Here is a 22,818-nt window from a genome sequence, read left to right on the forward strand (position 1 = left end):
GAGAAATTGAAGGAAACCATCATGGCCAAACAAGTCCAGGAAGCCTACATCGTCGCCGCCACCCGTACGCCCATCGGGCGCTCGGGCCGCGGCTATTTCCGCAACATGCGGCCCGACGACCTGCTGGTCAAGGCGCTGCAGGCCGCGCTGGCGCAAGTGCCGTCGCTGGATCCCAAGGCGATTGAAGACATCATTTGCGGCTGCGCGATCCCCGAAGGCCCGCAGGGCCTGAACGTGGCGCGCATAGGCGCGGTGCTGGCCGGCCTGCCGACCAGCGTGGGCGGCATCACCGTCAACCGCTTCTGCGCTTCGGGCCTCTCGGCCATCCAGATGGCGGCCGACCGCATCCGCGTGGGCGAGGCCGACGTGATGGTCGCCGCCGGCACCGAGAGCATGAGCATGGTGCCCATGTCGGGCAACTCGCCTTCGCTGTCGCCCAGCATGTTCATGAACGACGAGAACGTCGGCATCGCCTACGGCATGGGCCTGACGGCCGAGAAGGTGGCCCAGCAGTGGAAGGTCTCGCGCGAGGCACAGGACCAGTTCGCGCTCGAATCCCATCTCAAGGCCATCAAGGCCCAGCAGGCCGGCGAGTTCAGCAATGAGATCACGCCGGTCGAAGTGACCGACCGCACGGCCAACCTGGAAACCGGCGAGGTGATTGCCAAGACCCGCACCGTGAGCCTGGACGAGGGCCCGCGCCCCGACACCTCGCTCGAAGGCCTGGCCAAACTCAAGACGGTGTTCGCCGCGCGGGGTTCGGTCACCGCTGGCAACAGCTCGCAGACCTCCGACGGCGCCGGCGCGCTGGTGCTGGCCAGCGAAAAAGCCGTCAAGCAGTTCGGCCTCAAGCCGCTCGCGCGTTTTGTGAGCTATGCCGCCAAGGGCGTGCCGCCGGAGATCATGGGCATAGGCCCCATCGAAGCCATCCCTGCTGCCCTGCGTTATGCCGGCCTCAAGCAGGAAGACATCGACTGGTTTGAACTGAACGAAGCCTTTGCCGCGCAGTCGCTGGCCGTCATCAATACGCTGAAGCTGGATGCCTCCAAGGTCAACCGCATGGGCGGCGCGATCGCGCTGGGCCATCCGCTGGGGGCTACCGGAGCGATCCGGGCGGCGACGGTGATTCATGCATTGCACAGGCATCAGCTTAAGTACGGAATGGTCACGATGTGCGTGGGCATGGGACAAGGCGCCGCCGGCATCTTCGAGAGAGTGTGAGGGGCTACTGCGCGGGCGATCTGCGGCGTTGGTCCGGTGCTCCCCATCCTCACGTACCTGAAGTACGTTCCGGTGGGTCCGCTCCGTCCGCCTTGCATCTCATCCCGCTCGCTACGCCCTTGAGGCCGTCGTGATTGAGGCCGTTGTGGGCGGGGCCGTCGGTTGGTTATGTGAACGGTTATTGCTGATCTTTTTCAGGAGACATCCATGCAGATCCAGACCCTCGACACCGGCACGGCGCAGCTCTCGCTGCGGGTTTATGACGCAACCCTGGCTGCTCACACCAGTGTGGTGATTGGTGGGGCCATGGGCGTGCGGCAGCATTACTACGCGCCTTTTGCGCAGTGGCTGTCGAGCCAGGGCTTTCGGGTCACGACTTTTGACTACCGCGGCTCGGGGGATTCGTTGCCGGGTACGGCCAATGGCGGCCTGCGCGGCTTCAAGGCCGACCTGCTGGATTGGGCCAATGACTATGAAGCCATGGTCGATGCCGCCAAGGCGGCCTTGCCGGATGCACCGCTTTACCTGCTGGGCCACAGCCTGGGCGCGCAACTGCCGGGTTTCTTCAAGAATCAGCACAAGGTCGACGGCCTGGTCAGCATCGCGGCGGGCAGTGGCTATTGGCGCGACAACGCGCCGCAACTGCGGCGCATGATTTTGTACTTCTGGTACGTGCTGGTGCCGCTGGCGACGCGGCTCTTTGGCTATTTCCCGGGACGCAGCCTGCGCAAGGTCGGCGACCTGCCGGCCGGCGTGATGATGCAGTGGCGCAAGTGGTGTTTGAACCCGCAGTACAGCGTGGGCGCCGAAGGCGAAAGCGCACGCCTCAGTTATGGGAAGGTCAGCTTCCCGGTCACGGCGCTGTCCATCACCGATGACGAACTCATGACCTGGCGCGGCACGCAAAACCTGATCAACCTCTACACCAATGCGCCGCGCAGCTTTGAACGCATCGCGCCGGCCGACCTCAAAGTCAGGCGCATCGGCCATTTCGGTTTCTTCCGCGAGCAGTTCAACAACACCCTGTGGCCGCGTGCCCAGCAGATCATCGAAGGCATGGCCGGCGTCGCCAGGAAGACCGCCTGAACCGCGAAGCTGCTGCACACTTGCCGACATGAGCAACCCCCACTCCTTTGACCAGGCGCTGCGGCTCGAAGCTGCCGGCGCCGACATGCCCGACACCTGGCTGGGCCACAGCAGCCCCGATTACTGGAACATGGTGGGCCCCTTTGGCGGCACCACGGCGGCCACGGCCTTACGCGCCATCCTGCTGCACCCGGCCCTGCTCGGTGAGCCGGTCGCGCTGACCGTCAACTATGCGGCGGCCATGGCGGAAGGGCCGTTCAATGTGACGGCCAGACCCGTGCGCACCAACCGTTCGACCCAGCACTGGACGGTGGAACTGTCGCAGGACGGCGATGCGGGCGGCGCCGTGATGACGGCCACGGCCGTGACCGCCGTGCGCCGCGAGACCTGGAGCCTCAATGACACGCCGATGCCCGCGGTGACGCTGGCCGATGCGACGGGCCGGCTGCGCTTTGCCACCTCCGCCTGGACCAACCGCTACGACATGCGGCCGGTGCGCGGCCTGATCCCGCAGGTCTGGGACGGTAGCGGTGTGGACAGCCTGACCCAGCTGTGGGTGCGTGACGACCCGCCGCGCCCGCTGGACTTCCCGGCGCTGGCCGCCATGTCCGACGTGTTCTACCCGCGCGTCTGGCTGCGCCGCGCCACGCGCGTGCCGGCCGGCACAGTCTCGATCACGACCTACTTCCATGCGGACAGCCGGCAGCTCGTGGAATGCGGCGAGGGATTTTTGCTGGGCCAGGCCAAGGCGCAGGCTTTTCGCAACGGATTTTTCGACCAGAGCGCGCAGCTGTGGAGCGAGGCCGGCGTGTTGCTGGCTACCAGCACGCAGATCGTCTATTACAAGGAATGAAGGCCCCTACACTTGGCGTCTCAACGGAAAACACCATGAACACTCCCACTCCAATTTCCACCGGCAGCATCCCCGAAATCCTGAGCCACGTCGACGCCGGCGTGATGACCATCACGCTGAACCGCCTGGACAAGAAAAACTCCATCACGTCCGCCATGTATGGCGCCCTGGCCGACGCACTCGAATCGGCGAATCATGACGCGGCCGTGCGCGCCGTGGTGATCCAGGGCCATGAAACGATTTTTTCGGCCGGCAACGACATTGCCGATTTCCTGAACAAGCCGCCCGCCACCATGGACTCGCCGGTGTTCCGCTTCCTGCGCGGCATCAGCAGCTTTCCCAAGCCGCTGGTCGCCTCGGTGTGCGGCCCGGCCGTCGGCATAGGCACCACGCTGCTGCTGCACTGCGACCTGGTGTATGCGGGCGACAACGCCGCGTTCTCGATGCCCTTTGTGAACCTGGGCCTGTGCCCCGAGGCGGCGTCCAGCTTCCTGGTGCCGCAGCTCATGGGCTACCCGCGCGCGGCCGAGGCCCTGCTGCTGGGCGAGCCCTTCATGGCCGAAACGGCACTGGAGATAGGCCTGATCAACCGCATCGTGCCGCCCACCGAAGCCAATGCGCTGGCACAAAGGCAGGCGCAAAAACTCGTGGCCAAGCCGCTCAGCGCACTGATGGAAACCAAGCGCCTCATGAAAAAAGGCAATGCCACCCTAGTGGCCGAACGCATGGCCGAAGAGGGCGCGAGTTTTGGCCGCATGCTGGGTGAGCCGGCTGCGAAAGAGGCGTTTTCGGCGTTCTTGGATAAGCGAAAACCGGATTTCAGCGCAGTCTGAAGTTTGCTGCTTCTTGCCCCTTCCCCCGCTGGGGGAAGGCTGGGATGGGGGCCTCGGCTTTATTTTGAGCCGCGATGATTCGTACGTCGCGAGCCCCCATCCCTACCTTCCCCCAGAGGGGGAAGGCGTCACACGCACTTGCACCGGCCTGCGGTTCTTGCGAACCTTGGCCTGCGGATCGGATTGCCGCGTGGATTCCGCCGTCAGGCGCAGGCAGGCCATCAACTGCTCGCTGCTGGGTGTCAGCCGCCGTCCCCGCACGGTGATGAGTCCGATAGGCGGCAGTTCAATCGGAACCTCGATCGGCAGGACATCCAGCAAGCCTTCCCGCTGGAAGTGCAGACCGACCGAGCGCGCCAGGAAGCCGGCCGCGTCGCGTTGCTGCACAAAGGTGCTGAGCGCCAGGAAAGACGATGTCTCGATGATGTCGGTGGGCGGATTCAGGCCATGGCGGAAGAAGGTCTGCTCTATCTTCACGCGCAGCGATGCCCAGGGCGGGGGCAGCACGCAGGGTATGCCGGCCAGATCGTTCCAGCCTGGATTTTTCTTGCGCATGAGCGCGTGGCCGTGCTTGACCACGACCACCATGGGTTCGTCGAACAACGCTTCCGTCACCAGGTCGGGAGCGGCATAGCCGGGCTCCAGGCGGCCGACGAACAAGTCCAGTTCGCCCATGCGAAGCCGGGGCAAAAGCCGCGTCAGGTCGCCTTCTTCCACCAGCACCGTCGCCAGGGTTGAGCGCTGCTTGAGCAGTTTGACGGCGCCCGCCAGAAGCACCGGCATGGCCACCACCATGGAACCCACACGCGTGCGTCCCGCCGCACCGCTGGCCACGGCGGAAATTTCGTCGCGGGTGCGCTCGTACTCGGCCAGCACCGAACGGGCAAACCGGACGATGGCTTCGCCGCTGGAGGTCGGCTCGGTGCCGCGGGTGGAGCGGTCAAACAGGGCCAGCCCCAGCATGCTCTCGACTTCGGTCAGCATTTTCGACACGGCGGGCTGGCTGACCGACAGGAATTCGGCGGTTCGGCCCAGGTGGCGGAACTGGTCCAGCGCCACCACCAGTTGCAGGTGGCGCAGCTTGATGTTGGAACGCAGGACACGGTCGATCTGGGTCATGCTTCATGTTAACCCATAGGATATGAAGCGATTCCAATATTCGATTAGGTTGTTATGAAGAAGCTGGCAAGAATCGGGGAACAAGAAATGCGGCGAAGCCGCAGCACGGCATCCACCCAGAGGCAGACAAACCCCATGACAACTTCCCCCGAGGTTCCCCCTTTTCCTTTCAACGCCAGGCGCCGCAGCCTGCTCATCGGCGGCGCCCTGGCCGGTGCCGGCGCGTTGGTCAACCCTTTGCGCGCGCTGGCCCAGGGCTATCCCGAACGCCCCATCACCTTCATCTGCCCCTGGCCCGCGGGCGGCACCGCCGACCAGTCCATGCGCGCCCTGTGCCAGGTCGCATCGCGCGTACTGGGCCAGCCGATCGCGGTGGAAAACAAGGCGGGTGCTTCCGGCATGATAGGTACCCGGGCCCTGGCTTCCGCCAAGCCCGACGGCTACACCATCGGCCAGATTCCCATTTCCGTCACGCGCTTTTCGCAGCTGGGCACCCTGCAACTCGACCCGCTCAAGGACCTGACCTATCTGGCCCGCACCTCGGGCCAGACTTTCGGCATGGCCGTCCCCGCGGACTCGCGCTTCAAATCGTTGCAGGAGCTTGTGGCCTTTGCCAAGGCCAATCCCGGCAAGGTGACTTATGCGCACGCGGGCGTCGGCGGCGCCACGCACGTGGGCATGGAAGAGTTCGCGCTTGCCGCCGGCATCCAGTTCAACCATGTCCCCTACAAAGGCGGCGCCGAGGCGCTGCAGGCCGTGCTCGGCGGGCATGTGGACCTGCTGGCCGATTCCAGCTCCTGGGCGCCGCATGTCGAGGCGGGCAAGCTCAGGTTGCTGGCCACCTGGGGTGAACGCCGCGCCTCGCGCTTCAAGGATGCGCCCACGCTCAAGGAACTGGGCTACAACGTCGTGGTGGATGCGCCCAACGGCATAGGCGCACCCAAGGGCCTGGACCCGGCCGTCGCGATGAAGCTGCGCGAGGCCTTCCGTGCGGCCGTGGCCAGCCCCGAGTTCAAGCAGGTGGCCGACAGGATCGATGCGCCGGTGCTTTACCTGGACGGCCCCGACTATGAGAAATACGTCGCCGCCATGTACCAGAAAGAAACCACCCTGATCGACAAGCTCAAGCTCAAGGAGCTGATGAAGAGCTAGGACCTGACCTGAACGGAACCATGACCGCCATCACCACCGCCACCACCGCCTTCACGGCACTCCCTGCCGCCAGCCCCCTGATACGCCTGCACGTCAACGACAACGTGCTGGTGGCCAAAACCGCGCTGTCGCTGGGCCAGGAACTGCCCGGGACCGGCGCGCGCGCGCGCGCGCAGGTGCCGGCGGGGCACAAGGTCGCGGCGCGCCGCATCGCCCAGGGCGAGCGCATCCTCAAGTACGACACCGTGATTGGCGTGGCGGCACGCGACATCGAGGCGGGCGACTACGTGCATTCGCACAATATGGCGCTGGTGGACTTTGAGCGCGACCCGGCCTTCGGCCGGGACGTGCGGCCGGTGGACTATGTGCCGGAAGCCGAGCGCGCCACCTTCATGGGTTTTGTGCGTCCCGACGGCCGCGTGGGCACCCGCAATTTCATCGGCATCCTGTCGTCGGTCAATTGCTCCGCCACCGTCATCAAGAACATCGCGGCCCACTTCACGCCGGAGCGGCTGGCGGCTTTCCCCCACGTGGACGGCGTGGCGGCTTTCGCGCAAACCAGCGGCTGCGGCATGTCGTCCCCCAGCGAGCATTTCGACGTGCTGCGCCGCACCCTGGCCGGCTACGCGCGCCATCCCAACCTGGCCGGCGTGCTGATCGTCGGTTTGGGTTGCGAGCGCAACCAGGTTTCGTCACTGGTGGAGTCCCAGGGCCTCGAGACCAGCAAACTCATGCGCACCATGGTGATGCAGGAGGTCGGCGGCACCCGCGCCACGATAGAGGCCGGCATTGCGGCCGTGCTGGAGATGTTGCCCGAAGCGAATGCGGCCAGGCGCCGGCCTGTACCGGCGAGCCACTTGAAGATCGGCCTGGAGTGCGGTGGCTCGGACGGTTTTTCCGGCATCACGGCCAACCCGGCGCTGGGCGCGGCCATGGACATCCTGGTGCGCCACGGCGGCACCGCCATCCTGTCGGAGACCCCTGAAATCCACGGCGTCGAATACATGCTGACCCGCCGCGCCGTCACGCCCGAAGTGGGGCAGAAGCTGCTGGACCGGCTGGCCTGGTGGGAAAAATACACGGCAGGCCACAACGCCCAGTTCAACGGCGTGGTCGGGCACGGCAACCAGGCGGGCGGGCTGGCCAACATCTTCGAGAAGTCTTTGGGATCGGCCATGAAGGGCGGCACCACGCCGCTGCAGGCGGTCTATGAGTATGCAGAGCCGATCACCCAGAACGGCTTTGTTTTCATGGACTCGCCCGGCTACGACCCGGTGGCTTCGACCGGCCAGATCGCCAGCGGCGCCAACCTGATCTGCTTCACCACCGGCCGGGGCTCCATGTTCGGCTCCAAGCCGGCGCCCACGATCAAGCTGGCAAGCAATACACCCATGTTCAAGCGCCTGGAAGAAGACATGGACATCAACTGTGGCGCCATCCTGGACGGCGAGCTGGACGTCGCGCAGATGGGCCGGTGGATTTTTGAGGAGATCCTGCGCCATGCCTCCGGCGAGCCGACCAAGAGCGAAGCGCTGGGCCTGGGTGACCACGAATTTGTGCCCTGGCACCTGGGCATTGTCAGCTAGGGTCTTGAAACAAGCGCTGTTGACGCTTTGACCCGCGCGCCAGGTATCTCTGCCAGGGCTTGCCCGGGCGATAGGCCCGAAAGGCCCTCAACGCTCTCGACCGCTTGAACCGCTTGAACCGTTTGAACCGTTTGAAAAATACACAAGGAGACAACGACCATGCCAACTTTTCCTCCCACCATGCGGCGGGCTGCCCGCCGGATACTGCTGCTTGCCGCTGTGGCAGCTTGCGGGCTGAGCCCCGCGGCCAATGCGCAAAGCGACTATCCCAACAAGCCGCTGACACTGCTGGTGCCTTACCCGGCCGGAGGCGCCAACGATGCCGTGGCGCGCCTGGTGGGGCTGAAGATGGGCGAGATCCTCAAGCAGCCGGTCATCATCGACAACCGCCCGGGTGCCGGCACCACCATTGGTACGTCGGCAGCGGCCAAGGCGGCTCCCGACGGCTACACGCTGGTGCTGGGTTCGCTGGCCAGCCACGCGGTCAGTCCTCACCTCTATGCCAAGCCGGGCTATGACGCCATCGCCGACTTCACCCCCGTGGGAACCATCGGTGTTGTGCCCATGGTGCTGATCGTCGCCAAAGAATCGCCGTATACCGACTTGCGTTCGCTGGTCGAAGCCGCGCGGCGCCAGCCGAACGCGCTGAACTATGGTTCCGCGGGCAATGGGTCCCCGCTGCACTTGGCGGCCGAGCTGTTCAAGCAAAGCGCGAATATCCAGATCAACCATGTGCCCTACAAAGGGGGCAATGCCCACACGATGGACCTGATGGGCGGCCGGCTCGACATGATCCTGGATACCTTGACCAGCGCCACGCCGCTGATCAAGGGCGGCAAGGTCCGGGCCTTGGCGGTCGCGGCATCCGCCCGGTTGCCCGAGTTACCGGGCGTCCCCACCTTTTCGGAGGCGGGCTATCCCGGTTTTGAGGTCAATGCCTGGTATGCGCTGTACGCGCCCGCCAAGACCAGCAAAGAAGTCGTCGGCCGCCTCAATGCGTCGCTGGTGGCCGTGCTCAAACAGCCCGACGTCCTTGAGAAGTTCGGCAACCTGGGCGTGCGGACCCAGCCCGGCTCGCCGCAAGACCTGGCCCGCTTTACCCAGGACGAATGGAGCCGCTATGGCAAGGTCATTGCCGCCAACGGCATCCGCATAGACTGAACGCATGGACTCCACTTTTCAGGTTCTCGTAACCGCTGCCCACTGGGCCCCGTCCGCGCAGGACATCGTGCGCGGCGCGGGCGGGCAGATCACCTTTTTACCCGACCCTGTTACCGAAGACCTGCTGGCCGCGCAACTGGCGGACACAGGCGCGCAGGCCGTGGTGTTGCGGGGCTCCAAGCCCATTTCGGCACGCGTTCTGGCTGCCGCCCCGGCGTTGAAGATCGTCGCCAAGAACGGGGCGGGCGTGGACAGCGTGGACCTGGTCGCTGCCCGCCAGCGCGGGGTGGCCGTCGCCGTGGCGCCCGCCGCCAATGCCGATGCCGTGGCCGAACATGCGCTGGCGCTCATGCTTGCGCTCACGCGGCAGTTGCCTTTGCTCGACGGCATGGTGCGCGGCGGCCGCTGGGCCGACAGCAGCTGGCAAGGGCGTGATTTCCGCGGCGCAGTGGTCGGCATCGTGGGCTACGGCAGCATAGGCCGCAGCACGGCGCGGCTGGCTGCCGCGCTGGGCGCCCGGGTGCTGGTATTGCGTCCCCCTGGGCAGGCCGACAGCCATGCGACCGAGCCCGACCTGGACCGCTTTCTGGCGCAGCTCGACATCCTGAGCCTGCACTGCCCGCTGACCGAACGCACACGCGGCCTGATAGGCCGGCGCGAGCTGTCGCTCATGCGGCGCGGCAGCCTGCTCATCAACACGGCGCGCGGCCCCGTCGTGGACGAAGCGGCGCTGCTGGAGGCCTTGCAATCCGGCCACCTGGAGGGTGCCGGGCTGGACACCTTCGATACCGAGCCCCTGCCGGCCGGCCACCCGCTGCTGGCGCTGCCCAATGTGCTGCTCACGCCGCATGTCGCGGGCGTCACCCGCAACGCGGCGGCGCAAGTGGCCAACATCACCGCGCGTAACATCGTGGACTACCTGGCCACCGGCACTTTGCCCGCCCACCATCTGGTGGCGGGCTGAGCCGGCCCGGCGACTTCCTCTTTCATGGACTCTCCTGGACCCAACACTTGCGCCATGCCCGCCAATAATTCCTTCAAAACCGCTCTCGCCGCCCGCCGGCCCCAAGTCGGCCTGTGGCTTTCCATGGCAGATCCCTATCTGGCCGAGGTCAGCGCCACCGCCGGCTTCGATTGGCTGCTGATCGACGGCGAGCATGCGCCCAACGATTTGCGCAGCACGCTGGCTTCGCTGCAGGCTGTGGCGCCCTACCGCGCGCAGCCCGTGGTGCGCGCGGTGGCGGGCGAAGTGCCGCTGATCAAGCAGTTGCTGGACATAGGCGCGCAAAACCTGCTGATCCCCATGGTCGACACGGCCGAACAGGCGCAGGCCATGGTCAGCGCCACACGTTATCCGCCGCTGGGTATTCGCGGGGTCGGCAGCGCCGTGGGGCGTGCTTCGCGGTGGAGCGCGCGCACCGACTACCTCGACACGGCCGACGGCGAGGTCTGCCTGCTGGTGCAGGCGGAAACCGTGGCCGCGCTGGGCAACCTGGAAGCCATTTGTGCGGTAGAGGGCGTGGACGGTGTTTTCATCGGCCCCGCCGACCTGGCCGCCTCCATGGGCCACCGCGGAAAACCCGGCCACCCCGAGGTGCAGGCCGCGATCGAGCAGGCCATGAAAACCATCATCGCTTCGGGGAAGGCGGCCGGCACGCTGACCTCGGACCCGGCACTGGCCAGGCGCTACCTCGAGCTGGGCTGCACTTTTGTGGCCGTCGGCGTTGACGTCCTGGTCTATGCCAACGCCGCCAGGCGCCTGGCGGCAGACCTTGTGCCCTCCGGCGCCGCGCAGCCGGCAGCACCCGGCGCGGCCTACTGACGCCGGCCTTCTCGGGCCCTAGATCTCGAAGCGGATACCCTGCGCCAGCGGCAGGCTGGAGCCGTAGTTGACGGTGTTGGTGGCCCGGCGCATATAGGCCTTCCACGAATCGGAGCCCGACTCGCGTCCGCCGCCGGTTTCCTTCTCGCCACCGAAGGCGCCGCCGATTTCCGCGCCGCTGGTGCCGATGTTGACGTTGGCAATGCCGCAATCGGAGCCGCGCGCCGAGGTGAAAATCTCGGCCTCGCGCAGGTCCTGCGTGAAGACGGCCGACGACAGGCCGTGCACCACGGCGTTGTTCATCGCGATGGCGTCCTCGAAGTTGTCATAGGGCACGACGTAGAGGATGGGCGCGAAGGTTTCGTGCAGCATGGGGCCGGCTTGTTCCTTCAATTCCACGATGGCGGGGCGCACATAGTGGGCCGAGCCTTCGCCGGGCTGCTTGTCGCCGAAATGCACCGTGGCGCCCAGCTTCTTCGCTTCACCCAGCGCCGACTGCATGGCTTCGAATGCGCGGCCGTCGATCAGCGGGCCGACCAGCGTGCCGTCTTTGAGCGGGTTGCCGATGGGCAGGCGTTCAAAGACGGCGACCAGGCGTTTGACCAGCTCCGGGTAAATGGAGCGGTGCACGACGAGGCGGCGCAGGCTGGTGCAGCGCTGGCCGGCGGTGCCGGCCGCCGCGAATGCCGCGCCGCGCACCACGAGTTCCAGGTTCGCCGAAGGGCAGACGATGGCCGCGTTGTTGCCGCCGAGCTCCAGCAGCGAGCGCTTGAACAGGCCGGCGCAGGCGATGGCCACGTTCTTGCCCATGGCGGTGGAACCGGTGGCGCTGACCAGCTTCACGTGCGGATGTTTCACCAGCGCCTCGCCGGTGGCGCGCTCGCCGATCAGCAGTTCGCTCAGGCCTTGCGTGGCCAGTCCCAGCTCTTTCGCCGTCTGCAGCAGCAGGCCGTTGAGCGCGATGGCCGACAGCGGGGTTTTCTCCGAAGGCTTCCAGGCCAGGGTGTTGCCGCAGACCAGCGCCAGCGCGGCGTTCCAGGCGAACACCGCCATCGGGAAGTTGAAGGCCGAGATGATGCCGACCACGCCCACGGGGTGCCAGGTTTCCAGCAGCTTGTGGTCGGGGCGTTCGCTGGCAATCGTCAGGCCGTAGAGCTGGCGCGACAGGCCGACCGCGAATTCGCAGATGTCGATGACCTCCTGCACCTCGCCCAGGCCTTCCTGCAGAATCTTGCCGGTCTCCAGCGAGATCAGCTGGCCCAGCCCGGCCTTGTGGCGGCGCACGGTTTCACCGAAGGCGCGCACCAGTTCACCGCGCTTGGGCGCGGGAACGTTGCGCCATTCGAGAAAACGCTGCTGCGCGGCGTTGAGCGCACTGTCGACCTCGGCAGCGCTGTGTGCGGCCACACGGGCCAGCTGGCTGCCGTCGATGGGCGTGGCCACTGTGATGGCCGAGGCTGCCTTGCTGGCCAGCTCGGCGTTGAGGCCCAGGGCCTTGAAGAGGGAGGAAACGTCGTTGGCGTGACTCATGATGAAGTCCTTTCGTGGGTGTCTTGAAATCAGTGTTGGGTGGCGAGCTCGCGCAATCCGCGGCCCAGGCGTTTCGCGCCTTGCCGCAGCGCGTCCGGCGTGGGGTTGGCAAAACTCAGGCGCAGCCAGGGCTGTGCGTTGTTGCCGATGCTGAAGGCGGCGCCCGGCACCACCAGCACCTGGTGTTGAAGGCCGAAGTCCACCCAGGCCTGCGTGGGCAGCAAGGGCAGGGCAGCGTTGAGTTTTGCCCATATGAACATGCCGCCCTTCGGCTTGTCAAACTCCAGCAGGCCACCGCAGTGCGCGCGCAAGGCCTGGTCCAGCGCCCTGCCTTTGGCGGCATAGGCCGGACGCAGATCAGCCAGGTGCGATGCCAGGCGACCGGAAGCCAGCATGGTCGCCAGCGTCAATTGCTCCAGCGAACCGCTGTGCACGTCGGCCGCCTGCTTGGCCAGCACCACGCCGCGCGCGATCTCGGCCGGCGCCAGCAGCACACCCAGGCGCAAGGCCGGCGCGACCACCTTGGAGTAGCTGGTCATATACGCGACCTGCGCGGGCGAGCCGGCTTGCTGGTTCAATTGCGCGAGCGAAGGCGGCGGCGCTTCCTCAAACCAGAGTTCGCCATAAGGATCGTCTTCGATCAGCGTGACGCCGTACTCTGCGGCCAGTTCCAGCAGGCGCAGCCGGCGTGCCAGCGGCATCACGGCACCGGTCGGGTTGGCGAAGTTGGGCACGACGTACAGCACGCGCGGGCGGTCGGCCTGCAGGATGGGTTCGAGTTTGTCGATGTCCATGTCTTGCGCGTTGGTCGGCACTTCGACCAGGCGCGCGCCCGCGAAACGGAAGGCCTGCAGCGCCGCCGGGTAGTTGAAGGATTCCACCGCCACGCCTTCGCCGGGTTCAACCAGCACGCGCGCGAGCAGGTCTATGGCCTGCTGCGAGCCGGTGGTGATCAGCACGCCGTCAGCCTGCGCCGCCAGGCCGCGCTGTTGCAGCAGCGCCGCGCTGGCTTCGCGCAGCGCGGCCAGGCCTTCGGTGGCGCCGTACTGCAGGCTGCGGCCTTGCAGCCGGCCGGCCACTTCCAGCAGCGACTCGCGCAGCCAGTCGGCCGGCAGCAGCGCCGGGTCGGGATGGCCGCCGGCCAGTGAAATCATGCCCTCGCGGCCGGCCAGCGCCAGCATGGCGCGTATCGGCGAACCGCTGGCCTGCGCGTACAGCGGGCGCAGCGCCCCGCGCGCAGCCGTCATGCGCGGGCGGCCGTCATGCCGAAAATGCCGGTGGCGTTGCCGGCGTCAAAGGCCAGGTCCAGGCGCGGCTGCACCGGGTCGTTGGCCGCGCCGGCGGTGCGCAGTTCGTCGCGTGTGATGAATTCGTAGAACGAGCCGGGCACTTCACGCGAGACGCGACCCTGGTCGGTGATGAAGTCGCGCTGCACGCCGGCGGCACGAAAGGCCGTTTGCCGCACGCGGCCGCTCGCCGAGACCTCGACCTTGTCCTTGATGGGCCGGCCCAGCGCGCGCTGGCGTTCAGCCACCGCATCCACGTCGTCCACGCGGTCGGTTGCATGGTTGAAGGCATTGCCTTCGGTGGAAATCCAGGCCATCTCGGCCGATTCGGCCAGCAGCAGTTCGTAGTCGTCCATCGCGAACACGCCGTGCTGGCGGTCAAAGCACTGCAGCAGCTGCGGCAGCAGGCGCAGCGCCTGCAACAGCGGCAAAACGCCGTCGCGCGTGAGCTGCTCCAGGTCGGCGATGTCCTGCGGGCTCAGCGGGTCGCGCGAGCTGGCCAGCACGCGCGTGACGGCGGACTGGAAGGTCGCGGAAAACTGCTCGGGGTGCAGTTCGGAGACAAAAAACTGCGCGATCTCTTCAGGGAAATCGCAGTGGCTGTAGGCCCGTCCCGTCATCTTGAGGCGCGGCAGCGGGTAGGTGCCCTGCAATTCAAAACCCAGCGGGCGCAGCACACGCGTGAAGGCCGCCTCGCCGGCGGGCAAGGCGCCGCTGGGCCAACGCACGGTGCGCAGCGCGCCGTGGTCGAACACCACCTTGCGCTGCTGGCCCACCACGTCGCTCGCGATGTAGTCCTGCCCAGCCGGCACGCGCTGCACCAGGCCGTGGAACAAGGCCATATTGAGCGCCTGGGCCAGTTCCGCGCGTGTCACGGTGCCGGAAGCGGCTTGCTGCAGTCCGGGATGAACGTACATCTGTTCATGGATTTCTTTGACGGCTTCGGATGGCAGGACAGCGGAGAGCAGCTTCTGGAGATGGGTCATTTCGGGGGTATTTATGCTAAAGAATGCCGGATTTTCGGTAATTTCGACACCATGTACAAAGGATCAATTTCGATAGATGCATGAGATATATTCATGTGATGCGCCGGAAAATCCCCTCCACCCAGGCCTTGCTGGCTTTTGAAGCGGCAGCCCACCGCGGCAGCTTCACCCTGGCGGCGCAAGACCTGTCGGTGAGCCAGAGCGCCGTCAGCCACCAGATCCTGGGGCTGGAGCAGGAGCTGGACGTGAGCTTGTTTCGCCGCCTGCCGCGCCAACTGGAGCTGACCGATGCGGGCCGCTCGCTGCTCGCGCGTGTCAGCCCGGCGCTGGATTCGCTGGAGGCAGCGATGCTGGACCTGGTCTCGTCCAAAGGCGAGGGCGGCACGCTGGAGCTCGGCGTGGTGCCGACGTTTGCGACCAAGTGGCTGATCCCGCGCATGCCGTCTTTCCTGAAAGCGCACCCCCATGTAACCTTGAACCTGGCGACGCGCCTGCAGCCTTTTGATTTCTCGCTGACGGGGCTGGATGCCGCCATCCACTACGGCCGGCCCGACTGGCCGGGCACGGAGTCCGAATATCTGATGGGCGAAGACAGCGTAGTGGTGTGCAGCCCGGCGCTCATCAAGAAACGCCAGCTGCGCAAGCCGGCCGACGTGCTGAAGTTCACCTTGATCCACCAGAGCACGCGCCCGAACGCCTGGCGCGACTGGTTCCAGCTGGCCGGCATCGCCGACACGCAAAGCGCGGCCACCGGCCCCAAATACGAACTCTTTTCCATGATCGCCCAGGCCGTCAAGGCCGGCCTGGGCCTGGCCGTGCTTCCGCGCTTCCTGGTGGCCGACGACATCGCCGACGGCACGCTGGCCGTGCCCTTTGATCTCGCGCTGAGCTCGGACTTTGCGTATTACCTGGTCTGGCCTTCGCAAAAGACGAACTGGCGACCGCTGATACAGCTGCGTGGGTGGTTGCGTGAGCAATCGGCTTCGTTGAAGTGAACGAGCGGCGAGCAGGTCGCCGTGTGCCTGAACCCCCGCCTTTAATCAGCTTTCGTTCCTGATGTCCATAGCTGCACAAGGCCGAGCATCAACAGCAGCATTCCCAGCGCCATCCAGATCCCGACAAGTCCACGCGGCCCCATCACCTCGAAAGCCAAGGTTTGTGTCCAGGCCCATTTACCCATAAAGGGCGGAACGGAAGGTGTGAGCCATTCCGCCCAGGCCAGGCAAAACGAGATCGCCGCAAGCCCCAGCTTGAAGACTGCCCGTTCTTTGACTGAAAGAATCGCACGGCGCTTCTTGGCGAGTTCGTTGTCGTTATCCATGAGGTCTTTCCATTCTTGGTGGCGTGAAGAAGGATTGCAACTTCAAGAGTGTCTCAGGCCTTGTCGGCCGGGGCCAAACTCTGCGCCGGCCGCCGCAAGGTGCTGTCAAAAGGGTTGATCTGCGCGCCTATGGCCGCGGCCTCGCGTTTGAGCAATTCGACCACCGTGGGCAGGCGGTCCGGGCTCAGGCGTGAGGAAATCGTGCCCACACTGAGTGCGGCGACGGCGCGGCCTTCGCGGTCCAGCACCGGCACGCCGACACCGGCCATGCCATCGAGCAGGCCGGTGTTACGCCCGGCGTAGCCGAATTCGCGCACACGCTCGATTTCGGTGCGCAGGTAGACCTCGTCAAACACACCGAACTCGCGCACGCGCGGCAGGTTGTAGCGGATCACTTCCTCGCGCTCGGTCTCGGGCAGGAAGGCCAGGATGGCCAGGCTGCCCTGGCCCATGCCCAGCGCCACACGCCCGCCTATGTCGCCGGTGAAGGAGCGTATCGGGAAGGGGCCCTCGCTGCGGTCCAGGCAGACCGCGTCAAAGCCGCTGCGCACCAGCAAAAAGATGGTGTCGCCCAGGCTGGCGCACAGGCGCAGCATGGACGGCCGGCACAGGCCGCGCAGGTCCATGGAGTTCCCGGCCTGGGCCGCCAGCGCGAAAAATTCGATGCTCAGCCGGTACAGCTTGGAGGCCGCGTCCTGCTCCACCACGCGCTCGGCCACCAGGCTTTGCAGGATGCGGTGGGTGGTCGCCTGGGTCAGGCCCGTGGCCTTGGCGACGTGGGTGATGCGCCCGCCCTTGGCCTGGGTCGCGGCCAGTGCCCGGATGATGGAAAAGGCGCGCTGCACGCTGCTGGAGCTATTGTCTTCGTCTTTCACAGCCTCTCCTTTGGCGGAATCGATTTGATGATAAGTGTATATAAATTCCGTTCAACGGAATAAATCAAATAAAGATATCTCTATACGGAATAACCTATTGACGATTTTTTCCTACATGCCATAGCATGAAGTCATCAAGGTGTCACCGTTTTGTACATCGTTTGGTATGTGCGGCGCTGGCCACCCCCTTGTTGCAGAGGTGCTCCCCATGTCCTTTTTGACCCTGGCGAACGTGAACAAGTCCTATGGCGCGACCCGAGCCGTGGCCGACATGAACCTGTCGGTGGACAAGGGCGAATTCGTCTCGCTGCTGGGCCCCTCGGGCTGCGGCAAGACCACCACCCTGCAGATGATCGCGGGCTTTTGTGAGGTGACTTCCGGGCAGGTCACGCTGGACGGCCGCGACATCACGCATGCCAAACCCAATTCGCGCGGCCTGGGCATCGTGTTCCAGAGTTATGCGCTGTTCCCGCACATGAGCGTTTATGACAACGTGAGCTTCGGCCTGGAGATGCGGCGTGTCGACAAGCAGGAGCGCGCTGAACGCGTGAAAGCCGCGCTGGCGCTGGTGCACCTGGAGGCGCACGCCGGCCGTTACCCGCGTGAACTTTCGGGCGGGCAGCGCCAGCGCGTGGCCTTGGCTCGTGCCCTTGTCATCGAGCCGCCCGTGCTGCTGCTGGACGAGCCGCTGTCCAACCTGGACGCCAAGCTGCGCGAGGAAATGCAGTTCGAGCTGCGGCAGATTCAGCGCAAGGTCGGCACCACCACGGTGATGGTCACGCACGACCAGACCGAGGCCATGTCCATCAGCGACCGCGTCGTCGTCATGGAAGCCGGCCGCGTGACGCAGATCGACCAGCCGCACCGGCTCTATGAACACCCGCAGACCCGCTTCATCTCGAGTTTTGTCGGCAAGGCCAATTTGCTGGAAGGCCGTGTGACGGCCGCCGGCCCCTGGGCCACTGTCAAGGTGGGCGGCAATGTGCCGCTGGAGGTCGAGGCCCCCGGCGTGTCTGAAGGCGACGCCGTGGTGCTGAGCCTGCGTCCCGAAAAAATCCGCCTGGTGCCCGAGGCCCAGGGCCGCCTGGGCGGCACGGTCAACGAGCGCTTTTTCCTGGGAAGCCAGTGGCTGTACCAGGTGTCCACCGCCGCCGGCCTGCTTGCGGTGGTCTGCCCCAACGATGGCACGGCGCCGGCGGAAGAGGGCGCCAACGTGGGCCTGGACTGGACCGCGCAGCAGGTGCGCCTGCTGCCCGGCGCGCAAGGGGTGCCGGCATGAGCAGCGCCGCCTTGGTGCAGGCACCTGCACTTGCACCGGCCCGGGCCGGCGCTTCGCGCGCGCCGTGGCTGCTGTCGGCGCCGGCCTTCACGCTGTTCGCCTGCCTGCTGCTGGTGCCGCTGGCGCTCACCGCCGTGCTGTCCTTCCAGGTCTTCGACCATGCCACCGGCGTCAAGAACAGCTTCACGCTCGCGCACTACGCTGCCGTGCTGACGGACGATTACTACCACGGCATCTTCTGGCGCACACTGTGGATTTCGGCGCTGACCACGCTGATCTGCGTCCTGGTGGGCGCGCCCGAAGCCTATGTGCTGAGCCGCATGCGCAGCCCCTGGCGCTCGATTTTGCTGCTGGTGGTGCTGGCGCCGCTGCTGGTGTCGGTGGTGGTGCGCGCTTTCGGCTGGAGCATGCTGCTGGGCCCCGAGGGCGTGGTCAACCAAGTCATGCGCGCCGCGGGCCTGCCGTCCATGCGCATCCTCTACACCGAGGCGGCCGTGGTCATCGCGCTGGTGCACGTGATGCTGCCTTTCATGGTGATCCCGGTGTGGACCTCGCTGCAAAAGCTGGACCCGGGCGTGGAAGACGCGGCGCTGTCGCTGCAGGCCTCGCACTTCACCACCTTGCGCCGCATCATTTTTCCGCAGGTGCTGCCGGGCATTTTGTCGGGCAGCCTGATCGTCTTCGGCCTGAGCGCCAGCGCCTTCGCGATTCCCGGCCTGCTGGGCGGGCGCCGCCTGAAGATGGTGGCCACCGTGGTCTATGACGAATACCTGCACGAGCTCAACTGGCCGCTGGGCGCGGCCATCGCGCTGACTTTGCTGCTGGCCAACCTGGCCATCATGCTGAGCTACAACCGCGTGCTGGAGCGCTCCTACAAAAAATCTCTGGGGTAATTCCATGCCTAATTCAGTCCGATACGTCGTTGCCCCGCCTTGCCGTGCTGTAGCACTGTCTGCGGCGGTGCGCCTAGTCTCGAACTGAATTAGACATGGAATAGAAAGTCAACCATGTCCAAAAACGGTCCCCTCGCGCTGCTCTTCAATGCGCTGGTCATCACCTTCATGCTGGCGCCGCTGGTCATCGTGTGTGTGGTGGCTTTCACGCCCGGCAACACGCTGGCCATTCCGACCACGGAGTTTTCGCTGCGTTGGTTCCGTGCGGTGTTCGCGCACTCTGATTTTGTGCAGTCCTTCAAGAACAGCCTCTGGCTGGCCGCGATTTCGGCCACGCTGGCAACCGTGCTGGCCGTCCCGGCCGGACTGGCGATCGCGCGCCACAGCTTTCCGGGCCGCGATTTCCTCAATGGCCTGTTCCTCTCGCCGCTGATCATTCCGCACCTGGTGCTGGGTGTGGCGCTGCTGCGCACCTTCTCCCTGATAGGCGCGACCGGCAGCTTCTTCTGGCTGGCGCTGGCGCACGTGGTCATCATCACGCCATACGTGCTGCGCCTGGTGCTGGCCTCGGTGGAGGGCAGCGACCGCAGCGCCGAGCAGGCGGCCCTGTCGCTGGGCGCGAGCCAGGCAACCGTGTTCACCCGTGTCACGCTGCCGATGATTTTGCCCGGCGTCACCGGCGGCTGGCTGCTGGCCTTCATCAACAGCTTTGACGAAGTGACCATGTCCATCTTCGTCACCGCGCCCTCGACCGTGACCCTGCCGGTGCGCATGTATATGTATGCGACCGAGTCCATAGACCCTTTGATGGCGGCGGTCTCGGCACTCATGGTGGCGCTGACGGCGGTGGCCATGCTGGTGCTGGACCGCATCTACGGCCTTGACAAGATTCTCGTGGGACACAAATGAAGCCATCCGCCGAAACTCCCGGCCTTGCCGAACCACGCGGGCCATTGCTCCAGAGACTGGCCGAAGGCGGCCGCAAGCCCGTGGGTTTTGTGCTCAACGGGCAGCCGCTGACGGCGCTGGCCGGCGACACCGTGTTGACGGCGGTGCTCACGCACAGTGCGCGCCTGCGCTTCAGCGAATTCAGCGGCGAGCCGCGCGCCGGCTTTTGCCTGATGGGCGCCTGCCAGGACTGCTGGGTTGCCACCGAATCGGGCAAGCGCCTGCGCGCCTGCGGTACTTTTATCGAAGATGGTATGCGGCTGGTGACCGGCGCGGAGGGCCTGGCATGAGCGTGCAGCCCGTGATTGTGGGCGCCGGCCCGGCCGGCGTGCGTGCGGCCCAGGCGCTGGTGGCGCATGGCCTGCGTCCGGTGGTGGTGGACGAGGCGCCGCGCTGGGGCGGGCAGATCTACCGCCAGCCGCCCGCGGGTTTTACGCGGCCCAAAGAAGCGCTCTATGGTTTTGAAACCGGGCGCGCCGATGCGTTGCACGGCGCCATGGCCGGCATCCTGGGCAAGGTCGATTACCGGCCCGACACCCTGGTCTGGAGCGCCGAAGGCGGCACGCTCGACCTGCTCCACCACGGTGCCATGAGCACCTTGCCCTACAGCCACCTGATCGTCGCCACAGGTGCGACGGACCGCGTCCTGCCTTTCCCGGGCTGGACTTTGCCCGGCGTCTACACACTGGGCGCCGCGCAGGTGGCGCTCAAATTCCAGGGCTGCGCGATCGGCTCGCGTGTGGTCTTTGCCGGCACCGGGCCGCTGCTGTATTTGATCGCCTACCAGTATGCGAAGGCGGGCGCCAACGTTGTTGCAGTGCTCGATACGGCAGGTTTCGCGGGCAAGCTCGCCGCCGTGCCCGCGATGCTGCGCCAGCCGGCGCTGCTGGCCAAAGGCATGTACTACCTGGGCTGGCTGCGCGCGCATGGGGTCGCGGTGCACCAGGGCGTGGAACTGGTTCGCGCCGAAGGCGGCGAGCGTGTGCAGGCCATGCATTGGCGCAAGGCCGGCCGTGAACACCAGATTGCTTGCGATAGTGTCGGCTTTGGCTACGCGCTGCGTTCCGAGACGCAGCTGGCCGACCTGCTGGGCTGCCGCTTTCGTTATGACGGCCTGCAGCGCGGCGCGCTGCCCGAGCGCGACGCCGTGGGACGCTCCAGTGTGGCGGGCGTCTACCTGGCCGGCGACGGCGCAGGCATCATGGGCGCGGACGCCGCCGAGTGGGCCGGCGAACGCACCGCCCTGGCGCTGCTCGCGGATACCGGGCACCGCATTGACCTCACACGCGCGGCCTGGCTGGAGCGGCAGCTGGCGCGCACCGCGGCCTTCCGCCAGGGGCTGGAGCGCGCCTTTCCGTTTCCGGTGCATTGGGCCGCCAGCGCACCCGACGAGCTTGTGGTCTGCCGCTGCGAGGAAATCACGGCGGGTGAACTGCGCCGTTGCGTGGCCGACACCGGCGCGCGCGAGATGAACCGCCTCAAGGCATTGACGCGGGTCGGCATGGGCAGATGCCAGGGCCGCAGCTGCGGCGTGGCGGCGGCCGAGATCCTCGCGCAGGCCTGCAGCGTGCAGCCCGATGCCGTGGGCCGGCTGCGCGGGCAGTCGCCCATCAAGCCGCTGCCGTTTTCGGCCACGGCCGCACCGGCGCTGCAGCAGGAGGCCGCATGATGGAGCGCATCACCGCCGACGTGGCGATTGTGGGCGGCGGCATCATGGGCGCGTCGGCTGCGCTGTTTTTGCGCCGCATGGGCTTTTCAGTCGTGCTGCTGGAGCGCGACCTTTGCGGTTCGCGCTCCAGCGGCGTGAACTACGGCGGCGTGCGCCGCCAGGGCCGGCCGCTGAGCCAGCTGCCGCTGTCGCAGCGCGCGCAGGGCCTGTGGGCGCGCTTGCCCGAACTCATAGGCATAGACGGCGAATACGTCCAGTCCGGCCATCTCAAGATCGCGCGCAGCGAGGCCGACCTGGCTTCGCTTGAAAGCTACCGCGAGCGCACGCAGGGCTGGGGCATGGATTTGCAGATGCTGTCCACGCGCGCCCTGCGCGAGCGCTGCCCCTGGCTGGGCCGGGCCGCCGTCGGCGCCTCGCTGTGCCCCGGCGACGGCCAAGCCAACCCGCGCCTGGTGTCGCCGGCCTTCGCGCTGGCCGCGCGCAACCTGGGCGCCCACATCCGCGAGCAGACCCGTGTGGACGAGGTCGCGCACGACGGCGAGCTGTTTGTGCTGCGCTCGGGCGAGGTGCTGGAAGTGCGCGCCAAACATTTGCTCAACTGCGCCGGCGCCTGGGCCGACCGCATTGCCGCGCAATTTGGCGAGACCGTGCCCATGGAGGCCGGCCACCCCGAGATGGCGGTGACCGAGCCGCTGCCCGTGTTCATGGACCTGAGCCTGGGCGTGGAGGGCGGCGGCATCTACGCCCGCCAGGTGGCGCGCGGCAACTGCGTCATAGGCGGCGGCCGGGGTTATGCACTGGACGAGCAGCGCGCCCGCGCGCAGCGCAGCGGCCTGGCCGGCCTGATGCAGCAGACCGTCGAGCTGCTGCCGGCGCTGAAAAACGCCCACATCATCCGCACCTGGAGCGGCACCGAGGGCTACCTCCCGGACCGACTGCCGGTGCTGGGCCCCAGCGCCACCACACCGGGCCTGATTCATGCATTCGGTTTTGCCGGCGGCGGCTTCCAGCTGGGGCCGGGGGTTGGCGCGGTGCTGGCCGACCTGGTCTGCGAGGGCCGCAGCGCCACGCCGATTGAGGCTTTTTCGATTGAACGTTTTCCTTCAAGCCCGAGTGCGGCAACCACTGGGCTTGCCTCTTCCGCCGTTGTCTAGCCATCTTCCTTTCACTGTCATTTCTTTCACCCACGCCACCAGGA

The 22,818-nt window shown here is 66.3% G+C and carries 22 protein-coding genes; 16 read left to right on the plus strand and 6 right to left on the minus strand.

The genetic code is table 11. The annotated features are described in order from the left end of the window. The first annotated feature begins 21 nt into the window (after positions 1-21). The 4 genes from AC1D0O_RS07385 (at position 22) to AC1D0O_RS07400 (ending at position 3,993) form a co-directional block, all read left to right on the plus strand. Positions 22-1,221, plus strand: coding sequence for an acetyl-CoA C-acyltransferase (locus tag AC1D0O_RS07385; RefSeq protein WP_477652897.1), 1,200 nt, complete (start codon positions 22-24; stop codon positions 1,219-1,221). 207 nt (positions 1,222-1,428) lie between these two features. Then, the gene (locus tag AC1D0O_RS07390) at positions 1,429-2,307 is read left to right on the plus strand and encodes an alpha/beta hydrolase family protein (protein ID WP_477652898.1); all 879 of its coding nucleotides are present in this window, start codon (positions 1,429-1,431) and stop codon (positions 2,305-2,307) included. A gap of 28 nt (positions 2,308-2,335) precedes the next feature. Beyond that, positions 2,336-3,160 (plus strand): acyl-CoA thioesterase, encoded by an 825-nt coding sequence (locus AC1D0O_RS07395; RefSeq protein WP_477652899.1) that lies wholly within the window; start codon positions 2,336-2,338, stop codon positions 3,158-3,160. Between the two features lie 35 nt (positions 3,161-3,195). Beyond that, positions 3,196-3,993 carry an enoyl-CoA hydratase gene (locus tag AC1D0O_RS07400; protein WP_477652900.1) on the plus strand — a complete coding sequence of 266 codons (798 nt, stop codon included), beginning with the start codon at positions 3,196-3,198 and terminating at the stop codon, positions 3,991-3,993. 102 nt (positions 3,994-4,095) lie between these two features. On the opposite strand, the gene AC1D0O_RS07405 is transcribed toward AC1D0O_RS07400, so the two are convergent. Next, positions 4,096-5,112 carry a LysR substrate-binding domain-containing protein gene (locus AC1D0O_RS07405; RefSeq protein WP_477652901.1) on the minus strand — a complete coding sequence of 339 codons (1,017 nt, stop codon included), beginning with the start codon at positions 5,110-5,112 and terminating at the stop codon, positions 4,096-4,098. Positions 5,113-5,247: 135 nt separating this feature from the next. Between AC1D0O_RS07405 and AC1D0O_RS07410 the strand changes: the two genes are divergently transcribed. The 5 genes from AC1D0O_RS07410 (at position 5,248) to hpaI (ending at position 10,833) form a co-directional block, all read left to right on the plus strand. Further along, positions 5,248-6,264, plus strand: coding sequence for a tripartite tricarboxylate transporter substrate binding protein (locus tag AC1D0O_RS07410; RefSeq protein ID WP_477652902.1), 1,017 nt, complete (start codon positions 5,248-5,250; stop codon positions 6,262-6,264). Positions 6,265-6,284: 20 nt separating this feature from the next. Next, positions 6,285-7,850, plus strand: a complete 1,566-nt coding sequence (locus AC1D0O_RS07415; RefSeq protein WP_477652903.1) for a UxaA family hydrolase — start codon at positions 6,285-6,287, stop codon at positions 7,848-7,850. A 159-nt stretch (positions 7,851-8,009) separates the two neighbouring features. Then, positions 8,010-9,011 (plus strand): Bug family tripartite tricarboxylate transporter substrate binding protein, encoded by a 1,002-nt coding sequence (locus tag AC1D0O_RS07420; RefSeq protein ID WP_477652904.1) that lies wholly within the window; start codon positions 8,010-8,012, stop codon positions 9,009-9,011. A 4-nt stretch (positions 9,012-9,015) separates the two neighbouring features. Continuing rightward, on the plus strand, positions 9,016-9,975 hold the full coding sequence (locus AC1D0O_RS07425) for an NAD(P)-dependent oxidoreductase (RefSeq protein ID WP_477652905.1): 960 nt from the start codon (positions 9,016-9,018) through the stop codon (positions 9,973-9,975). Positions 9,976-10,029: 54 nt separating this feature from the next. Beyond that, positions 10,030-10,833 carry a 4-hydroxy-2-oxoheptanedioate aldolase gene (gene hpaI, locus AC1D0O_RS07430; protein WP_477652906.1) on the plus strand — a complete coding sequence of 268 codons (804 nt, stop codon included), beginning with the start codon at positions 10,030-10,032 and terminating at the stop codon, positions 10,831-10,833. Between the two features lie 18 nt (positions 10,834-10,851). Here the strand turns inward: hpaI and amaB are convergent, their stop codons facing one another. The 3 genes from amaB to AC1D0O_RS07445 are packed head-to-tail and all read right to left on the minus strand — an operon-like array spanning position 10,852 to position 14,635. Next, positions 10,852-12,363: an L-piperidine-6-carboxylate dehydrogenase gene (gene amaB, locus AC1D0O_RS07435; protein ID WP_477652907.1), complete on the minus strand. Its 1,512-nt coding sequence runs from the start codon at positions 12,361-12,363 to the stop codon at positions 10,852-10,854. 29 nt (positions 12,364-12,392) lie between these two features. Then, positions 12,393-13,610 (minus strand): aminotransferase-like domain-containing protein, encoded by a 1,218-nt coding sequence (locus AC1D0O_RS07440; RefSeq protein WP_477652908.1) that lies wholly within the window; start codon positions 13,608-13,610, stop codon positions 12,393-12,395. Then, complete coding sequence (locus AC1D0O_RS07445; protein WP_477652909.1) at positions 13,607-14,635, minus strand: 2-oxoadipate dioxygenase/decarboxylase family protein; 1,029 nt, start codon at positions 14,633-14,635, stop codon at positions 13,607-13,609. The genes AC1D0O_RS07440 and AC1D0O_RS07445 overlap by 4 nt, the downstream gene beginning before the upstream one ends. 80 nt (positions 14,636-14,715) lie before the next feature. Here AC1D0O_RS07445 and AC1D0O_RS07450 point away from each other — a divergent pair, with 80 nt between their 5' ends. Continuing rightward, positions 14,716-15,630 (plus strand): LysR family transcriptional regulator, encoded by a 915-nt coding sequence (locus tag AC1D0O_RS07450; protein WP_477652910.1) that lies wholly within the window; start codon positions 14,716-14,718, stop codon positions 15,628-15,630. 41 nt (positions 15,631-15,671) lie between these two features. Here AC1D0O_RS07450 and AC1D0O_RS07455 read toward each other — a convergent pair whose 3' ends face one another. Both AC1D0O_RS07455 and AC1D0O_RS07460 read right to left on the minus strand, forming a co-directional pair. Further along, positions 15,672-15,956, minus strand: coding sequence for a hypothetical protein (locus tag AC1D0O_RS07455; protein ID WP_477652911.1), 285 nt, complete (start codon positions 15,954-15,956; stop codon positions 15,672-15,674). A 53-nt stretch (positions 15,957-16,009) separates the two neighbouring features. After that, positions 16,010-16,831 (minus strand): IclR family transcriptional regulator, encoded by an 822-nt coding sequence (locus tag AC1D0O_RS07460; protein ID WP_477652912.1) that lies wholly within the window; start codon positions 16,829-16,831, stop codon positions 16,010-16,012. 208 nt (positions 16,832-17,039) lie between these two features. Between AC1D0O_RS07460 and AC1D0O_RS07465 the strand changes: the two genes are divergently transcribed. The 6 genes from AC1D0O_RS07465 to AC1D0O_RS07490 all read left to right on the plus strand — a co-directional run bounded on the left by AC1D0O_RS07465 (position 17,040) and on the right by AC1D0O_RS07490 (position 22,774). After that, a complete protein-coding gene (locus tag AC1D0O_RS07465) occupies positions 17,040-18,110 on the plus strand; it encodes an ABC transporter ATP-binding protein (RefSeq protein ID WP_477652913.1) in 1,071 nt (356 codons plus the stop codon). Further along, positions 18,107-19,003, plus strand: a complete 897-nt coding sequence (locus AC1D0O_RS07470) for an ABC transporter permease (RefSeq protein WP_477652914.1) — start codon at positions 18,107-18,109, stop codon at positions 19,001-19,003. The genes AC1D0O_RS07465 and AC1D0O_RS07470 overlap by 4 nt, the downstream gene beginning before the upstream one ends. A gap of 114 nt (positions 19,004-19,117) precedes the next feature. Next, positions 19,118-19,912, plus strand: a complete 795-nt coding sequence (locus AC1D0O_RS07475; RefSeq protein WP_413329086.1) for an ABC transporter permease — start codon at positions 19,118-19,120, stop codon at positions 19,910-19,912. Further along, the gene (locus AC1D0O_RS07480) at positions 19,909-20,241 is read left to right on the plus strand and encodes a (2Fe-2S)-binding protein (RefSeq protein WP_477652915.1); all 333 of its coding nucleotides are present in this window, start codon (positions 19,909-19,911) and stop codon (positions 20,239-20,241) included. The genes AC1D0O_RS07475 and AC1D0O_RS07480 overlap by 4 nt, the downstream gene beginning before the upstream one ends. Continuing rightward, positions 20,238-21,620: an FAD/NAD(P)-dependent oxidoreductase gene (locus AC1D0O_RS07485; protein ID WP_477652916.1), complete on the plus strand. Its 1,383-nt coding sequence runs from the start codon at positions 20,238-20,240 to the stop codon at positions 21,618-21,620. Before AC1D0O_RS07480 ends, AC1D0O_RS07485 begins: the two co-directional genes overlap by 4 nt. Then, entirely contained in the window at positions 21,617-22,774 is a 1,158-nt protein-coding gene (locus AC1D0O_RS07490) for an NAD(P)/FAD-dependent oxidoreductase (RefSeq protein ID WP_477652917.1), read from the plus strand. The genes AC1D0O_RS07485 and AC1D0O_RS07490 overlap by 4 nt, the downstream gene beginning before the upstream one ends. The last annotated feature ends 44 nt before the right edge of the window (positions 22,775-22,818 follow it).

Source organism: Polaromonas sp. P1_F2 (assembly GCF_056405735.1).

What these genes read in the sequence shown, in the direction of transcription:
- AC1D0O_RS07395 (WP_477652899.1), top strand. Translation starts at nt 2,336, where the DNA reads ATGAGCAACCCCCACTCCTTTGACCAGGCGCTGCGGCTCGAAGCTGCC.
- AC1D0O_RS07490 (WP_477652917.1), top strand. Translation starts at nt 21,617, where the DNA reads ATGATGGAGCGCATCACCGCCGACGTGGCGATTGTGGGCGGCGGCATC.
- AC1D0O_RS07400 (WP_477652900.1), top strand. Translation starts at nt 3,196, where the DNA reads ATGAACACTCCCACTCCAATTTCCACCGGCAGCATCCCCGAAATCCTG.
- AC1D0O_RS07385 (WP_477652897.1), top strand. Translation starts at nt 22, where the DNA reads ATGGCCAAACAAGTCCAGGAAGCCTACATCGTCGCCGCCACCCGTACG.
- hpaI (WP_477652906.1), top strand. Translation starts at nt 10,030, where the DNA reads ATGCCCGCCAATAATTCCTTCAAAACCGCTCTCGCCGCCCGCCGGCCC.
- AC1D0O_RS07420 (WP_477652904.1), top strand. Translation starts at nt 8,010, where the DNA reads ATGCCAACTTTTCCTCCCACCATGCGGCGGGCTGCCCGCCGGATACTG.
- AC1D0O_RS07450 (WP_477652910.1), top strand. Translation starts at nt 14,716, where the DNA reads ATGAGATATATTCATGTGATGCGCCGGAAAATCCCCTCCACCCAGGCC.
- AC1D0O_RS07455 (WP_477652911.1), bottom strand. Translation starts at nt 15,956, where the DNA reads ATGGATAACGACAACGAACTCGCCAAGAAGCGCCGTGCGATTCTTTCA.
- AC1D0O_RS07415 (WP_477652903.1), top strand. Translation starts at nt 6,285, where the DNA reads ATGACCGCCATCACCACCGCCACCACCGCCTTCACGGCACTCCCTGCC.
- AC1D0O_RS07440 (WP_477652908.1), bottom strand. Translation starts at nt 13,610, where the DNA reads ATGACGGCTGCGCGCGGGGCGCTGCGCCCGCTGTACGCGCAGGCCAGC.
- AC1D0O_RS07480 (WP_477652915.1), top strand. Translation starts at nt 19,909, where the DNA reads ATGAAGCCATCCGCCGAAACTCCCGGCCTTGCCGAACCACGCGGGCCA.
- AC1D0O_RS07470 (WP_477652914.1), top strand. Translation starts at nt 18,107, where the DNA reads ATGAGCAGCGCCGCCTTGGTGCAGGCACCTGCACTTGCACCGGCCCGG.
- AC1D0O_RS07425 (WP_477652905.1), top strand. Translation starts at nt 9,016, where the DNA reads ATGGACTCCACTTTTCAGGTTCTCGTAACCGCTGCCCACTGGGCCCCG.
- amaB (WP_477652907.1), bottom strand. Translation starts at nt 12,363, where the DNA reads ATGAGTCACGCCAACGACGTTTCCTCCCTCTTCAAGGCCCTGGGCCTC.
- AC1D0O_RS07445 (WP_477652909.1), bottom strand. Translation starts at nt 14,635, where the DNA reads ATGACCCATCTCCAGAAGCTGCTCTCCGCTGTCCTGCCATCCGAAGCC.
- AC1D0O_RS07475 (WP_413329086.1), top strand. Translation starts at nt 19,118, where the DNA reads ATGTCCAAAAACGGTCCCCTCGCGCTGCTCTTCAATGCGCTGGTCATC.
- AC1D0O_RS07485 (WP_477652916.1), top strand. Translation starts at nt 20,238, where the DNA reads ATGAGCGTGCAGCCCGTGATTGTGGGCGCCGGCCCGGCCGGCGTGCGT.
- AC1D0O_RS07410 (WP_477652902.1), top strand. Translation starts at nt 5,248, where the DNA reads ATGACAACTTCCCCCGAGGTTCCCCCTTTTCCTTTCAACGCCAGGCGC.
- AC1D0O_RS07390 (WP_477652898.1), top strand. Translation starts at nt 1,429, where the DNA reads ATGCAGATCCAGACCCTCGACACCGGCACGGCGCAGCTCTCGCTGCGG.
- AC1D0O_RS07465 (WP_477652913.1), top strand. Translation starts at nt 17,040, where the DNA reads ATGTCCTTTTTGACCCTGGCGAACGTGAACAAGTCCTATGGCGCGACC.
- AC1D0O_RS07405 (WP_477652901.1), bottom strand. Translation starts at nt 5,112, where the DNA reads ATGACCCAGATCGACCGTGTCCTGCGTTCCAACATCAAGCTGCGCCAC.